The following is a 14,195-nucleotide window of genomic DNA, read 5'->3' on the forward strand; positions in this document are numbered from 1 at the left end:
CTCACGTCCGGACTCCGCGTTCGTGATCGATCCGTGACGGACCCACTCGTCCGGCTTGATGTCCAACCAGCAGGTGGCGGACAAGCCGTTCATCACGGTCGGCACGACGAAGTGGCACCTGTACCAGATCTTCGGCCGGCTGCCGGCCCGCAACCGCACCGAGGCGGTGGCGCGGGCCAGGGAGCTGAACCTCTCCTCTGTGGTAGGGAAATCCGTTACGGCGTCAGGTAGCAGGACTTCGCGACTCCGTTCAGCGGGTCGATGCCGAACGCCGTGGTCGTGCAGGGGGTTCCGCCGGTGAAGGTGTGGTAGACGAACGCTCCTCTTGCGCCGTAGGCGACCGTGCGCTGGCCGGTGAAGGCGCACGTGGCGCCTTCGCCGGCGCACGAGGTGGTGTAGCCGGGTGGGCTGCCGCCGGCGGTGTAGCACGCCTTGGACTCACCCGAGACCGGGTCGCCGCCGAAGGAATCGTTGGCGCAGCCGGTGTTGCCCGTGGCGGTGGCGTACCGGAACGCGCCGTACGCGCCGTAGGCGATCGGCTGGCCGGCGGTCGCGGGACAGGAGCCGCCTTCGCTCGCGCACTGGCTCCAGCCGCCCGCCGGTGGGCCGGCCGGCGCGATGTAGCACGACTTCGCGACGTTGCCGATCGGATCGCCGAAGACGCCGTTGGTGCACGGGGTCCCGGCGCTGAACACCCGGTGGACGAACGCGCCGTTCGCGCCGTAGGCGATGTCGCGGCCGTAGCCGGTGAAGGAGCAGGTGCCGTTTTCGGCCGCGCAGGCCGTGTACCCGGCGGGGCCGCCGAGTGGTGCCACATAACAGGACTTGGCGAGGTTCGCGGCCGGGTCGGTGCCGAACGCGTCGTTCGTGCAGGCGGTCGCCGAGGTCGCGGTCTTGAACGTGTAGGTCCCGGCTCCGTAGGCGACGCTCCGGGTGCCGGAGAAGGTGCATTGCCCGCTTTCCGTGGCGCAGTAGGAGAAACCGGCCGGGAGCCCACCGGCGGTGGGCGGCGGGGGAGCGCTGGGGTTGCCGAGCCCGGTGGCGGTCACGTCGTAGGTGCCCGGCGCGACGCCGGTGAGGTAGACGTAATCGCCGTCCTGCGACGTGGCGCCGATCCCGGGGCGGGGCGTGAAGGTGCCGCCGCTCCACACCACCGCGCCGTTGACGGAGACGTTGATGTTCGCGCCACCCAGCTTGGGCACGCCGATCCGGCCGGTCGTGCCGGCGGGGGCGGCGAGGTGCGCGGTGTAGGTGCCGGCACCGGGATCGCGGGACCAGGATCCGTTCAACGGCCCCTGTGGCAGCGTGATCCGGCCTTCGGCGCTGGTCAGGTCGCCGGGGTGCGGCACGAACCGGTACTGGCCGGCCTGGGGTTCCGGTGCGGTGCCCAGTACTTCGAAGGTGAGCGCCGAGGTCGGGCCGCTCGACCAGCCGTGCGACATACTCATGAACGGCCCGCCGTAGGCCGGGCTGCCGTCGGCGTTGATGCCTTCCCAGAACGTGCTCTTCGTGCCGACCGGGCTGTCCAGCATGTACCCCCAGGTGCGGCGGATCTGGGCCAGGGCGGTGAAGTCGTCGTTGGCCGCGAAGTGCGCCTGCACCTCCATGCCGCCGGAGAAGGGGTGCACGCCGCCGCCCCACTCGGGGGTCGTGGCACCGAAGGCGTTCCAGCGGGCGGCGAGGGCCCGGACGACGCTGGTGGCCTTCGACGGCGAGTCGGTCAGGCCGTACCAGACCGCGAGCGAGTTGCCGTCCTGCGGGTACAGGCCGCTGTTCGGGTTGTCGCGGTACAGGCCCGCACCGGAGTCCCAGAGCCGGGCGTTCGCCGCCGCCTTCAGCGCGGCGGCCTTGTTCGTGTAGGTGGCGGCCAGACCGCTGTCACCCTTGACCGCCGCGAGGGTGGCGCCGCCGGTCAGCGCGGCGTAGAGCAGCGCGTTCGCCTCGATGTTCTCACCACCCTGGCCGGAGCGCGCCCAGTCCTGGGTCGCGGTCACGTTGAGCAGGCCGGCGGAGTCGACCTTGCCGAGGATGAACTGCATCCCGCGGGTGTAGTTCGACCACACCGAGTCGAGCCAGGAACGGTCGGCGGAATAGGTGTAGTACAACGACGTGCCGAGCAGGGTCCACGTGTGGTACGTGTCCGAGCCCTTGAGGTTGAACACCGGGCCGGACCAGGGAATCTCGCCGTTGGCGGCCTGCGCGCCGTACATGGTCGACAGCGCGTTCCGTGTCGCTTCCAGCTCGTTCATCGACGCGTAGGCGGTCGGGACGGAGATACCGAGGTCGCCGGGCCAGACGGTCCGGTCCCGTTTGGCGCCGTCCACCAGCACCGAATTGCCCACCCCGACCACGGCGCTGTTGTCCCATTCGGACGGTGGTGGCGGCCAGGCCCGGCCCTGGTTGCTCGCGATGATGTTGGTCTGCACGGTGTAGGCGCCCGCGTACCAGATCCGGTTGAGCAGGTTGTCGCTCGAGGAGAAGTAGTTCGCGTACGCGGCGGGGTTCGCCTTGCCCGGCGCGGGTGTGAAGGCCAGGGACACGCCGGTGAGGTCCGCCCAGCCCGCGGTGTTCAGGAAGACCGTCAGGTACCGGAAACCGCCGCGCAGCCGCGCCGCCGGCATCACGTAGGTTCCGTTGGTGGTGGCGTCCCCGAAGATCGCGCCGTCGGCGTTGCCGCCGCTGCTGGCGTCGCTCGTCCGTCCGATGTAGAGCGACGACTCGGTGAACGCGAGCCCGACCCGCTGCCCGCCGCTGGTCGCGCCGAACGAGAGGGTGGCGATCCCGCCGACCTCCTTGCCGAAGTCGAGGGTGATCGACGAGTTCGTCCCGGACAGCCGGGTCGCCTGCCCGGACAGGACGTTCTGCGGGTTGGCCACCGAGCCGGAGGTGCCCTGGACGGCGACCGGGCGCACCGTCCGGGACGTCGGTGAGAGGTTCGGCAGGTCGAGCGCCGAAGCGAACGGCGGTGGGGAGCCCGTGCGAGCCTCGAGGGGTGGTGCCGCGAGGAGAACCAGGAGCAGGGCACCCACCAGGGCGGCGGAACGCATGGCGACCTCCACGATTGCAACGTTTCAATCCCGGGCTGCGACAGGTCTGGGGCGAAATACGGGGAGATTGGTCTAGACGATTTCGGTCACGCCAGGGTGCTCCTCGTCACAGGTGATGTCAATGCCTGGATCCACCGGGTGACGGCCTGCTGGACCCGGGGGCAGGAGTCATGATGGGTGGGCAGCCGGCCACAGAGAGGATGTCGTCATGGACGGGCTCACCGAGGAGGAAGAGGCGATCGTCGCCCTGGTGGGGGCGTTCGTCGACCGCGAGGTCCGGCCCGTCGCGCAGGAGCTCGACCACGGCAACGTCTACCCCGAGAAGCTGATCGAGCAGATGAAGGAGATGGGCGTCTTCGGGCTCGCGATCCCGGAGCCGTGGGGCGAGGCGCACGTGTCCGCGCGGTGCTACGCCGCGGTCACCGAAGAGCTGGCCCGCGGCTGGATGAGCCTGGCCGGTGCGATGGGCGGGCACACCGTCGTCGCGAAGCTGCTGCTCGACCACGGGACCCGGGAGCAGAAGGACGCCTACCTGCCGAAGCTGGCGACCGGCGAGATCCGCGCGACGATGGCCCTGACCGAGCCTGGCGGCGGCTCCGACCTGCAGGCGCTGCGCACCACCGCGCGCCGCGACGGCGACGCCTACGTCGTCAACGGCTCGAAGACGTGGATCACCAACGCCCGCCGCTCGCAGCTGGTCGCCCTGCTGTGCAAGACCGATCCCGCGGCGGAGCCGGCCCACCGCGGCATCAGCATCCTGCTCGCCGAGCCCGGCCCCGGCTTCCACGTCTCGCGTGACCTGCCGAAGCTCGGCTACAAGGGCGTCGAGAGCTGCGAACTGGCCTTCGACGGCTTCCGCGTGCCCGTGACGGCGTTGCTCGGCGGTGAGGAGGGGCGCGGGTTCGCGCAGATGATGCGCGGGCTGGAGATCGGCCGGATCCAGGTCGCCGGTCGGGCGCTGGGTGTCGGGCGCGCTGCCTTGGAGGATTCCCTGCGCTACGCCCAGGAGAGGGAGAGCTTCGGCAAGCCGATCTGGCAGCACCAGTCCGTGGGCAACCTGCTGGCCGACATGGCCACCAAGCTCGAGGCCGCGCGGCAGCTGGTGCACCACGCCGCCCGTCGCTACGACTCCGGGGAGCGCGCGGACATGGAGGCCGGGATGGCCAAGCTGTTCGCGTCGGAGACGGCGATGCAGATCGCGCTCGACGCGGTCCGGATCCACGGCGGGTACGGCTATTCCACGGAGTTCGACGTCGAACGGTACTTCCGTGACGCGCCGCTGATGATCGTCGGCGAGGGCACGAACGAGATCCAGCGGAACGTCATCGCGCGCCAGCTGGTCGAGCGCCACCGCATCCAGTCCTGAGCCGGAGGGAGAAGCATGGACCGCACGGAGCTGATCCAGCCCGAGCCGGCCGAGGCGCTGGCCGCGCTGCTCGGCGTGCCGCTGCCGGACGTCGAAGCCGGGCTTCCCCTGCTGTGGCACTGGTTGTACCTGCTGGAGCGGCCCGCGCAGGCGGACCTCGGCCCGGACGGCCACCCGGTGCGCGGCGGGGTCCTCGCCCCGCCGGGCGCGGGACGGCGCCGGATGTGGGCGGGCGGCCGGGTCCGGACGGCCGGGGCGCTGCGCTGCGGGGAACCCGCCACTCGGCACTCGGAAGTCGTTTCCACGACGGAGAAACACGGCCGGTCGGGCGAGCTGACGTTCGTCGTGGTGTCGCACCGGGTCCGGCAGCGCGGGCAGGTGGTGGTCGACGAGCGGCAGGACGTCGTCTACCGCGAAGCCGGGGCCGCCTTGCCGAGCCCGGCTGAAGGCCCGGTGGTTCCGCCCGCCGAGGGCGAGTGGGCGCTCGAGGTGACGCCGACGCTGCTGTTCCGCTTCTCCGCCTTGACCTACAACGCGCATCGCATCCATTACGACCGCGGCTATAGCCGCGACGTCGAGGGGTATCCCGGGCTGCTCACCCACGGCCCGCTCCAGGCCCTGGCCATGGCCGAAGCCGCCCGGGCGAACGGTGCCGGCGGTGATCTGGACTTCGAGTACCGGCTCGTGTCGCCGCTGTTCGACCACCAGGGGCTGATCGCCCGGGCCGACGGCGCCACGACGGCCGTCCGCGACCGCCACGGGCGGCAGACCGCGACCGGGACGCTGCGAGCCGGGGAGCCGTGAACCTGGGAGAACCGCACCCTGGTTCGCCGGCGGCCGAACGGTGACGCTGGAAGCATGACCGACGAACACGCTCCCTTCACCGGGATGTGGGTGACCGCCGACGGCCACATCCGCCAGGAACTGCGGCCGGACGGCCGCTACGACGAGGCACGCGGCCGCAGGAAGAGCGCCTACACCGGCAGCTACACCGTGACCGGCAACCACATCGACTACGTCGACGACACCGGTTTCACCGCCACCGGTGACGTCCGTGACGGCGTGCTGTACCACGAGCACCTGGTCCTCTACCGCGAGGACAGCTAGGCGCGTCAGCCGCCGAACCCGACGAGGGGGTTCTCGTCGCACGCTCGTTCCGGTGGCCGCCGCATCCCGATCGTCACCGGGACCGGGCGGCGCCGGTGCGAGTGGTCCAGCGACGGCTTCGGCACGCTGGTGACCCCGGCCAGGGCCGGCTCGCCGTGGCCGCGCACGCATTCGGGGTCCGGGCCGTCCAGCGGCAGCCCGGTGAAGAACTTGGCCGCCATGCAGCCGCCGCGGCAGGCGTCGAACGCCGAGCACGACGTGCACGCACCGCCGCTCTGCGGGCTGCGCAACTCCGTGAACAGCTCGGACTCCCGCCAGACGCTCGTGAACCCGCCGGCCTCGCGGATGTTCCCCGCCAGGAAGGTGTCGTGGATGGCGAACGGGCAGGCGTAAACGTCGCCGACCGGGTCGACCAGGCACACCACCCGCCCGGCGCCGCACAGGTTCAACCCCGGCAGCGCGCCCTCGCCGTACCCGGCGAGGTGGAAGAACGAGTCGCCGGTGAGCACGTTCTCGCCGTGCGCGACCAGCCACTCGTACAGCGAGCGCTGCTGCGCGGCGGTGGGGTGCAGTTCGTCCCAGACGTCCGCGCCGCGCCCTGAGGGACGCAGCCGCGTCAGCCGCAGCTGGGCGTCGTAGCGGTCGGCGATGGCCTTGAACTCGTCGAGCTGGCCCGCGTTCTGCCGGGTGACCACGACGGAGATCTTGAACCCGCGAAAGCCCGCCGCGGCGAGGTTGTCCATCGCGCGGATCGCCGTGGCGTAGGAGCCGCTGCCGCGGACGTGGTCGTTGACCTCGGCGGTGGCGCCGTCCAGGGAGATCTGGACGTCCACGTAGTCGCTCCCGGCCAGGCGCCGGGCCACCTCGGGGGTGATCTTGACGCCGTTGGTGGAGAACTTGACGCCGACGTGGTGCGCGGTGGCGTAGTCGACCAGTTCCCAGAAGTCCGGCCGCACGGTCGGTTCCCCGCCGCCGATGTTGACGTAGAAGACCTGCATCCGCTCGAACTCGTCGATCAGCGCCTGGCACTCCGCGGTGGACAGCTCCCGCGGATCCCGCCGTCCCGACGACGAAAGGCAGTGCACACAAGACAAGTTGCAGGCGTAGGTGAGCTCCCAGGTGAGGCAGATGGGAGCGTCGAGGCCGTACTGGAATTCGTCCACGAGCGACATCAGACGCTCCTCGGCTGGATCATCCGTGACTCGGCCAAGGTGGCCAGCGCGGCGCGGTAGCGGGGCAGCTCGTCGGGACCGACCCCGGCTTCGGTACACGCCGAGCGGGCGGTCGGGTGCTCGGTGAGCCCGCGGACCACGGCCAGCAGGGTCGGATTCTTCAGGAAGGACAGGCGGCGGGTGCCGAAGTGGTAGAGCAGCGCGCCGAACCGTTCGGGCCGGATCGAGACCCGGTCGTCGAGGCGCCACGCGCTGTCCAGGTCGAACGCCGCCCGCGTCTCAGTAGACACCGCACATGCCGTCGATCGAGACCTCTTCCACGAGCAGGTCTTCGGCGACCGGGATCTCAGCGGCCTCAGTGGTTTCGGCGGATTCGGTCGCGGGGCTGGTCTTCTCGGTCATCGTGACTCCTTCGGCACGGGCTGAGCAGGACACGCGAGATTCGTCACCGTGTGCCGAATAGAGTAATGGCACGCGGTGACATAAACAAGGTGCGGTTCGGCCGCGCCCGTCGCGTCCCTCGCCCGGCTAGCCGCCGAGGGTGACGTGGAAGATCTTCTCGTCGCTGTTGTCGGGGATGCTGTCCTTGTCGCCGTTGTTGGTGGTGGTCAGCCACAGGCCGCCGTCGGGCGCGGGTTCCACCGTGCGCAACCGGCCGTAGGTGCCGTTGAAGTACGCCTGGACGTCGGTCAGGTCGCTGCCGCTGATCACCTCGCGGTACATCCGGGTCCCGCGTTCGCAGGCGACGTAGAGCACGTCGCGGACGATGGTGATGCCGGAGCAGGAACCGTCCGCCGTGGCGTACGTCCGCTTGGGCGCGATGAACCCCGCGGTGCCGCACGTCCCCGACGTGCCTTCACAGGCAGGCCAGCCGTAGTTGCCGCCCTTGGTGATCAGGTTGGTCTCGTCCATCACCGCGTTGCCGAACTCCTGCTCCCACAGGCGGCCCTGGGAGTCGAACGCGAGTCCCTGCGGGTTGCGGTGGCCGTAGCTCCACACCTGGTTGCCGAACGGGTTGTCCGAGGGCACCGTGCCATCCGGGTTGAGCCGCAGGACCTTCCCGTTGAGGCTGGCCTTGTTCTGCGCGTTGTCGCCGTTCTGGGCGTCACCGGTACTGGCGTACAGCTTGCCGTCGGGGCCGAAGCGCAGCCGGCCGCCGTTGTGGAACTTGTTGCGCAGCAAGCCACTGAGCAGGACCTGTTCGGTGCCGGTGTTGAGCCTGTCGTTCTCCAGCTTGATCCGCACGATCCGGTTGTCGGACGGCGACGTGTGCATGATGTAGAGCCAGTGGTCACCGGCGAACGTGGACGCGATCGCCAGACCGAGCAGCCCGCCTTCGCCGTCGGTGTTGTCCACGCCGGGGACCGTGCCCACGCTGGTCTTGGCCCCGGTGGCGGGGTTCAGGTGGACGATGTCGTGGGCGTCGCGCCGGCTGTAGAGGATCGTGCCGTCCGGCAGGGTCACCAGGCCCCACGGGATGTCGGTGTCGGTGGCGATCTGTGTCACCGCGCACACGGAGTCGCCGCAGGCTGCGCCGGTGGTCACGGTCGTGGTCGCGCTGGGCGGAGACACGTTCGCTTGGGCGTCGCGGGCCACCACGTAGTACGCGTAGCTCGTGTTCGCCGCCAGCCCGCTGTCGACGAAGGTGGTCGCGGGCGGCGCGGTGGCGGTCCCGGTGACGGCGCCGACCTTGGCGCCGCCGCGGTAGACGTCGTACGCCCGGACGCCGATGTTGTCCGTGGCGGCGGTCCAGTTGAGGGTCACCGTCGTGCCGGACGCGCTGCCGGTCAGCTTCGTCGGCGCGGTCGGCGCCTGGGTGTCCGGCTGGCACTGCGGCGGCGTGATCGGCACGGTGGCGCTGGCCTGCGAGACGTTGCCCGCGGCGTCCCGGGCGTTGACGTACAGGCCCCAGGTCACCCCGCCGACCACGGTGAGGCTCGTCGACAGGGTGTTCCCGCTCACCGACTTCATCAGCTGGCCGTCGTGGTAGACGTCGTAGAACGCCACGCCCACGTTGTCGGTGGACGCGTTCCACGAGAACGTCACGGCGTCGCAGACCAGGTCACTGACGCGCGGGTTGCCCGGCACGCTCGGCGGCTGGGCGTCGCCGAGGGAGGTGCGCCACTTCTGGTTGCCCCCGCCGTTGCAGGTGTACAACCCGACCAGGGTGCTGTTCGCGGTGCCCGCGGCGGTGACGTCGAGGCAGAGGCCCGACTGCACGCCGGTGATGGTGCCGTCGGTGTTGATCCGCCACTTCTGGTTGGCGCCGCCGTTGCAGGGGTAGATCTGCGCGTCGGCCGGGGACGTGGTGCTCGCGCCGGCGACGTCGAGGCACATGGTGCCGTCGTAGACCCGCAGTTCGCCCGCCGAAGTGAACGTCCAGGCCTGGTTGGCCTGGCCGTTGCAGTCGTAGATGTTGACGCGTGTCTTGGCCGCGGTGCTGTTGCCGACGACGTCCAGGCAGCGCCCGGAGGCCACGCCGACCACGGTCGAGCCGGTGGCGGCGGTCGCGGTGGTGGCGGTGGGCGCGACCAGCGCGGCGGCGGCGATCACCGCGGTCAGGACACCGAAGCGCAGTCGGCGGCGGACGTTCGAGGAGAACATTCTCCTACCTTTCACAGTGGATCGGCCGGAGACCGCGGGGGCGGGGGCAGGGGAGGGGCCTGAGTGCCGCACCACTGTCGTGGGCCCGCGAGCGGACGTCAAGACTTGTCCGCCTGCTTGTCCGGTTGGTCGGCGATTGCCGTTGTACGGTGTGTCATATATCAGATCGGACTCTGGGAGGCCTGGTGGAACTCACCCGTCGTCAGGCTCTGGCGATCAGCGCGGCCGGCGTGGCCGTCGCGGGATGGCCGACGTCCCGAGTCGCTTCGGCGGCCGGAACGGGTCCAATGACCGAGACGATGCTGCTCACCGGCGGCGACGCCGACCACCCGGTCGACTGGGACTTCCAGGTCACGGCCGGCCGCCGCGCGGGCGAGTGGGCCACGATCCCGACGCCGTCGAACTGGGAATGCCACGGCTTCGGCAGTTACCACTACGGCGGGGATCTCGTCCCGGCGGAGAAGGGCAACTACCGGCACTCGTTCACACCGCCGGCCTCCTGGGCCGGCCGCCGGATCTTCCTGGTGTTCGAGGCCGCCATGACCGACGCCGACGTGCGGGTCAACGGCGTGTCGGCGGGACCGGTGCACCAGGGCGGCTTCTACCGCTTCCGCTACGACGTCACGGCCCTGCTGCGGCTCGGCGAGCCGAACCTGCTCGAAGCGGCCGTCAGCAAGGAATCGGCCGACAACTCGGTGAACGACGCCGAGCGCCGGGGCGACTTCTGGAACTTCGGCGGCATCTTCCGGCCGGTCTTCCTGGAGGCGTACCCGGCCGCCCGGATCGACCGCGTCGCGGTCGACGCCCGCGCGGACGGGACCTTCGCCGCCCACGTCACGCTCGCCGGGGTGACCGCGGCGGCCCGGCTGACCGCGCAGCTGCGGCGGCTCGACGGCACGGCCGTCGGGGGCGCGTTCTCGGTCGCCGTCGCGAGCGGAGCCACCGGCGCGACCCTGACGACCACCGCGACCCAGCCGCTCCTGTGGACGGCCGAAACGCCGAACCGCCACCAGGTCGAGCTGACGCTCGCGAGCGCCGCCGGGACTCCGCTGCACAGCACCGTCGAACGCTTCGGCTTCCGTACGGTGGAGGTCCGGGCCGGTGACGGCATTTACGTCAACGGCAAGCGGATCGTCCTCAAAGGAGCGAACCGGCACACGTTCTGGCCGACGTCCGGCCGGGCGTCCAGTCCGCGCCTCGCCCGCCTCGACATCGGGCTGATGAAGGACATGAACCTGAACGCCGTCCGGATGTCGCACTACCCGCCGGACGCGTTCTTCCTCGACCTCTGCGACGAGCTCGGGCTCTACGTCCTGGACGAGCTGACCGGCTGGCAGCACCACTACGACGAGGGTGTCGGCGCCCCGCTGGTCAAGGCCCTGGTGGAGCGCGACGTCAACCACCCGTCGATCCTGTTCTGGGACAACGGCAACGAAGGCGGCTGGAACACCGCGCTCGACGACGACTTCGGGCAGTACGACCCGCAGCGGCGGGCGGTACTGCACCCGTGGACGACGTTCAGTGGCATCGACACCAGCCACTACCAGACCTACGACAGCACGGCGAGCAAGGTCGCCGGCACCACGATCTTCATGCCGACGGAGTTCCTGCACGGTCTCTACGACGGCGGCGCCGGGGCGGGCCTGAACGACTACTGGAAGCTCATGGGCGGTGCCCAGCGCTCGGCGGGCGGGTTCATCTGGGCGCTCGTCGACGAAAGCGTCGCGCGGGACGACCGCGGCGGGGCTCTCGACACCAACGGCAGCCGCGCCCCCGACGGGATTCTCGGCCCGTACCGGGAAAAGGAAGGCAGCTTCTACACGATCAAGGACATCTGGTCGCCGGTCCAGCTGGCCAGCCCGGCCTACTACGACTCGGTTTTCCCGGCGTCGTTCGACAAGACCGTGAAACTGGTCAACCGGTACGACTTCACGAACCTCCGCGAGTGCCGGTTCGCCTGGCAGCTGCTGGCTTTCCCCGCGCCCGGCGCGGGCACCGGCCACCAGGTCCTGTCCCGGGGAGAGGCGGCCGGGCCGGACGTCGCACCGGGCGCCACCGGCGCGGTGACGCTCGGCCTGCCCGCCGACTGGACCGGCGCCGACGCGCTGCGGCTGAGCGTGACCGACCGGACCGGCCGGGACGTCGCCGGCTGGACGTGGCGTGTCCGCAAGGCGCCGGACTTCGCCGCGCGCCTGGTCAAGCCGGCGACCACCGGCGGTGTCACCGCGACCGAGACCACCGCCGACGTTGTGCTCGTCGCCGGCGCCACCCGGGTCACCGTCAGCAAGTCCAATGGACGGCTCACCGGTGTGCGCCGCGGCAGCACGCCGGTGTCGCTGGCCAACGGCCCCGCCCCGGCCGGCGGGGCGGCCACGCTCACCGGGTTCAGCCACTTCCGCGACGGCACCGGCTGGGTCGTGCAGTGCGACTACAGCGGCGACCTGACGTCCGTGCGCTGGCGCCTGGACGCCAACGGCTGGCTGCGGCTGGAGTACCGCTACCGCGCCACCGGCGACCACGACCACCTCGGCGTGACCTTCGACTACCCCGAGGGATACGTGCGGGGCCTCACCTGGCTCGGGGACGGGCCGTACCGCGTCTACAAGAACCGGCTGCGCGGCGTGTCCCCGGACGTCTGGACCAAGCCGTACGACAACACCGCGACCGGGGCGAGCGGGTTCGCCTACCCGGAGTTCAAGGGTTACCACGCGCGGACCTGCTGGGCGGTGCTGGACACGACCGAAGGCGCGGTCACGGTGGTCGCCGCGGACGAAGGCCTGTTCCTGCGGCTGTTCACCCCGGCGGTGGGACCCGATCCGCAGAACGCCGTGGTCACCTACCCGGCGGGCGGCATCTCGCTCCTGGACGGCATCGCGCCGATCGGCAACAAGTTCCACGGTGTCGCGTCGCTGGGCCCGGAGAGCCGGCCGAACGCCGCCACCGGCGACTACCACCGCACGGTGTACTTCCGCTTCGACGGGTAGAAAGGGATGCGGTTCAGCGGCGGCCGGTGGCCAGGATGACGAGGAACTGGCCGCCGCCCGGCTCGACGTTCGCGGTCACCGGCATCCCCGGTACCAGCCGGGAGAACCGGTCCACCAGCCAGTCGGCCGCTTCCTGGGCGTCCTGCTCGGTCGGGCAGCGGGCCACCATCTCGCGGCCGCCCTTGCGTTCCAGCCGGCCGGCCACGGTGATCAGCGGCGCGGGCTCGGCCACGTGCAGGCGGTCCGGCCACGCGATGACCACCTTGACCGCGCCCTTGCGGGTGTTGCAGCCGCGGTGCGCGAGCCGCTCGGCGACCTTGGCCTTGCGGTCGGCGGTCCGGCTGTCGACGCTGGGCCCGCGCGAGTCGTTCACCGACATGCCGGGGTCGACCGGTTCGTCGCACACCCAGCAGCGCCAGCCGTCGCGCTCGGCGACGTCATCGAGGAGGCTCATCCGGGTAACCTAGCCTGCCTCCCGAACGTCTCCGGAACACACACGCCCGGCCGGGAGTTGAGCGTGGCATGAGTCAACTCGTGGACCGTACGATCACCGCCCTCCGCGCCGAGCACGACACGCTCGCCGCCCTCGTCAGCACGCTCACCGACGACCAGCTGGCCGCGACCAGCGGTGCCTCGGAGTGGACCGTCGCCCAGGCTCTTTCCCACCTCGGCAGCGGTGCGGAAATCGGCTACGCGCCCATCGCCAAGGCTGCGGGGGAGGACGTGACGCCCGAAGACAACCAGACGATCTGGGCCCGCTGGGACGGGTCGGCGCCGCGCGCGCAGGCCGAGGGCTTCCTGGAGCACAACGCCCGCTGGCTCGAGCTGGTCGAGGCGTTCACGCCCGAGCAGCGCACGTCGCTGACCGTCGACCTCGGCTTCCTGCCGGAGCCGGTCCCGCTGCTGACCGCGCTGGGCATGCGGCTCAGCGAGGTGGCCAACCACTCGTGGGACGTACGCGTGGCCTTCGACGCTGACGCCGGGGTGGACGCGGGCTCGGCCGACGTGCTGGTCGAGCACATGTCCGGCCCCCTCGGGTTCATGCTGGGCTTCCTCGCGAAGCCGGCGGAGCTCGCCGACCCGGCGTCGGTCGCGGTCCCCGGCGGCACGCTGGTGATCGACGACGTGGTCACGGTCGCCGACCACCTCGAGGCGCCGTCCGCGACGTTCAACGGGCCGGCCGAGGCGTTCATCCGGCTGGTCAGCGGCCGGCTCAAGGCGCCGTACGACAAGGGCGTCACGGTCGAGGGCAAGGTCTCGCTCGACGACCTGCGCCGGGTGTTCCCCGGCTTCTGACCGGGATCAGCCCAGTGACGCGCTGGCCGCCCGCAGGTCGTCCAGGGCCGCCAGCGTGTACGGCGCGAGCTCGCCCGCGGTGTCGCGGTCGGCCTCGGACCACTCGGCGTAACCCCGCTTGAACGCCAGGACGCCCAGCTCGCCCGCGAGCTGGGCGATCGCGTCGGGTACCCCGCGGGCGGCGAGGGCGGTCGTCATGGCGGCCGCGAGGCCGATGCTCTTGAGGGCGTCGCGCTCCTGGAGCTCGGTGCTGGCGGCGATGGCCGCCTTCAGGCGGGGGCCGAGCTGGTGGTTGACCGGGCCCATCGTGTTCGACGCGCGTTCGAGGCCGGCCGCGACCGCTTCGAGCGGGCTGGCCTCGGGCGGCGCCTCGGCGATCCCCTCGGCGAGCAGGCGGCTCAGCGTTTCCTGGCCGGCCACCAGCAGGTCGCGCTTGTCGGGGAAGTACCGGAAGAACGTGCTGCGCGTGACGCCGGCGTGCTCGGCGATCTGCGCGACCGTGGTGGCGTCGTACCCCTGCTCGGTGAAGAGTTCGACGGCGGCCACGACGAGCCGTTCACGCGCTCCGGGTTCCCATCGTGCCATGCGACGATCATAGGCGATGGGACTAGTGTCTCAT

The 14,195-nt window shown here is 71.0% G+C and carries 13 protein-coding genes; 6 read left to right on the forward strand and 7 right to left on the reverse strand.

Annotation, left to right across the window (positions count from 1 at the left end):
* The first annotated feature begins 58 nt into the window (after positions 1-58).
* Positions 59-301, forward strand: a complete 243-nt coding sequence (locus ACGFMK_RS33045; RefSeq protein ID WP_392771617.1) for a helix-turn-helix transcriptional regulator — start codon at positions 59-61, stop codon at positions 299-301.
* On the opposite strand, the gene ACGFMK_RS33050 is transcribed toward ACGFMK_RS33045, so the two are convergent.
* Positions 216-3,047, reverse strand: a complete 2,832-nt coding sequence (locus ACGFMK_RS33050; RefSeq protein WP_392771619.1) for a hypothetical protein — start codon at positions 3,045-3,047, stop codon at positions 216-218. The genes ACGFMK_RS33045 and ACGFMK_RS33050 overlap by 86 nt on opposite strands.
* 208 nt (positions 3,048-3,255) lie before the next feature.
* On the opposite strand from ACGFMK_RS33050, the gene ACGFMK_RS33055 reads away from it, so the two are divergent.
* The 3 genes from ACGFMK_RS33055 to ACGFMK_RS33065 are packed head-to-tail and all read left to right on the forward strand — an operon-like array spanning position 3,256 to position 5,520.
* Positions 3,256-4,413, forward strand: a complete 1,158-nt coding sequence (locus tag ACGFMK_RS33055) for an acyl-CoA dehydrogenase family protein (protein WP_392771621.1) — start codon at positions 3,256-3,258, stop codon at positions 4,411-4,413.
* 15 nt (positions 4,414-4,428) lie between these two features.
* Complete coding sequence (locus ACGFMK_RS33060) at positions 4,429-5,217, forward strand: MaoC family dehydratase N-terminal domain-containing protein (protein ID WP_392771623.1); 789 nt, start codon at positions 4,429-4,431, stop codon at positions 5,215-5,217.
* Between the two features lie 54 nt (positions 5,218-5,271).
* Positions 5,272-5,520: an Atu4866 domain-containing protein gene (locus ACGFMK_RS33065; RefSeq protein WP_392771626.1), complete on the forward strand. Its 249-nt coding sequence runs from the start codon at positions 5,272-5,274 to the stop codon at positions 5,518-5,520.
* Between the two features lie 5 nt (positions 5,521-5,525).
* On the opposite strand, the gene mftC is transcribed toward ACGFMK_RS33065, so the two are convergent.
* From mftC to ACGFMK_RS33085, 4 genes are all read right to left on the reverse strand, one after another.
* On the reverse strand, positions 5,526-6,692 hold the full coding sequence (mftC, locus tag ACGFMK_RS33070; RefSeq protein ID WP_392771628.1) for a mycofactocin radical SAM maturase: 1,167 nt from the start codon (positions 6,690-6,692) through the stop codon (positions 5,526-5,528).
* Entirely contained in the window at positions 6,692-6,982 is a 291-nt protein-coding gene (gene mftB / locus ACGFMK_RS33075; RefSeq protein ID WP_392771631.1) for a mycofactocin biosynthesis chaperone MftB, read from the reverse strand. Before mftB ends, mftC begins: the two co-directional genes overlap by 1 nt.
* A complete protein-coding gene (gene mftA / locus ACGFMK_RS33080) occupies positions 6,972-7,094 on the reverse strand; it encodes a mycofactocin precursor MftA (RefSeq protein WP_392771633.1) in 123 nt (40 codons plus the stop codon). The genes mftB and mftA overlap by 11 nt, the downstream gene beginning before the upstream one ends.
* Positions 7,095-7,220: 126 nt before the next feature.
* On the reverse strand, positions 7,221-9,296 hold the full coding sequence (locus tag ACGFMK_RS33085; RefSeq protein ID WP_392771636.1) for a PQQ-dependent sugar dehydrogenase: 2,076 nt from the start codon (positions 9,294-9,296) through the stop codon (positions 7,221-7,223).
* Positions 9,297-9,583: 287 nt separating this feature from the next.
* On the opposite strand from ACGFMK_RS33085, the gene ACGFMK_RS33090 reads away from it, so the two are divergent.
* The gene (locus ACGFMK_RS33090; protein WP_392771638.1) at positions 9,584-12,280 is read left to right on the forward strand and encodes a glycoside hydrolase family 2 TIM barrel-domain containing protein; all 2,697 of its coding nucleotides are present in this window, start codon (positions 9,584-9,586) and stop codon (positions 12,278-12,280) included.
* 13 nt (positions 12,281-12,293) lie between these two features.
* Here the strand turns inward: ACGFMK_RS33090 and ACGFMK_RS33095 are convergent, their stop codons facing one another.
* Complete coding sequence (locus ACGFMK_RS33095; RefSeq protein ID WP_392771641.1) at positions 12,294-12,734, reverse strand: hypothetical protein; 441 nt, start codon at positions 12,732-12,734, stop codon at positions 12,294-12,296.
* Between the two features lie 80 nt (positions 12,735-12,814).
* Here ACGFMK_RS33095 and ACGFMK_RS33100 point away from each other — a divergent pair, with 80 nt between their 5' ends.
* The gene (locus ACGFMK_RS33100; protein ID WP_392771644.1) at positions 12,815-13,576 is read left to right on the forward strand and encodes a maleylpyruvate isomerase family mycothiol-dependent enzyme; all 762 of its coding nucleotides are present in this window, start codon (positions 12,815-12,817) and stop codon (positions 13,574-13,576) included.
* A gap of 6 nt (positions 13,577-13,582) precedes the next feature.
* On the opposite strand, the gene ACGFMK_RS33105 is transcribed toward ACGFMK_RS33100, so the two are convergent.
* A complete protein-coding gene (locus tag ACGFMK_RS33105; RefSeq protein ID WP_392771647.1) occupies positions 13,583-14,161 on the reverse strand; it encodes a TetR/AcrR family transcriptional regulator in 579 nt (192 codons plus the stop codon).
* Positions 14,162-14,195 lie beyond the last annotated feature (34 nt).

The sequence above is a fragment of the Amycolatopsis sp. NPDC049252 genome, assembly GCF_043197175.1.
Taxonomy (GTDB): domain Bacteria; phylum Actinomycetota; class Actinomycetes; order Mycobacteriales; family Pseudonocardiaceae; genus Amycolatopsis.

Coding starts and splice junctions, on each gene's coding strand:
- ACGFMK_RS33085 (WP_392771636.1), bottom strand. CDS start 9,296: ATGTTCTCCTCGAACGTCCGCCGCCGACTGCGCTTCGGTGTCCTGACC.
- ACGFMK_RS33105 (WP_392771647.1), bottom strand. CDS start 14,161: ATGGCACGATGGGAACCCGGAGCGCGTGAACGGCTCGTCGTGGCCGCC.
- ACGFMK_RS33060 (WP_392771623.1), top strand. CDS start 4,429: ATGGACCGCACGGAGCTGATCCAGCCCGAGCCGGCCGAGGCGCTGGCC.
- ACGFMK_RS33090 (WP_392771638.1), top strand. CDS start 9,584: ATGACCGAGACGATGCTGCTCACCGGCGGCGACGCCGACCACCCGGTC.
- ACGFMK_RS33095 (WP_392771641.1), bottom strand. CDS start 12,734: ATGAGCCTCCTCGATGACGTCGCCGAGCGCGACGGCTGGCGCTGCTGG.
- ACGFMK_RS33055 (WP_392771621.1), top strand. CDS start 3,256: ATGGACGGGCTCACCGAGGAGGAAGAGGCGATCGTCGCCCTGGTGGGG.
- ACGFMK_RS33045 (WP_392771617.1), top strand. CDS start 59: ATGTCCAACCAGCAGGTGGCGGACAAGCCGTTCATCACGGTCGGCACG.
- ACGFMK_RS33050 (WP_392771619.1), bottom strand. CDS start 3,047: ATGCGTTCCGCCGCCCTGGTGGGTGCCCTGCTCCTGGTTCTCCTCGCG.
- mftA (WP_392771633.1), bottom strand. CDS start 7,094: ATGACCGAGAAGACCAGCCCCGCGACCGAATCCGCCGAAACCACTGAG.
- mftC (WP_392771628.1), bottom strand. CDS start 6,692: ATGTCGCTCGTGGACGAATTCCAGTACGGCCTCGACGCTCCCATCTGC.
- ACGFMK_RS33065 (WP_392771626.1), top strand. CDS start 5,272: ATGACCGACGAACACGCTCCCTTCACCGGGATGTGGGTGACCGCCGAC.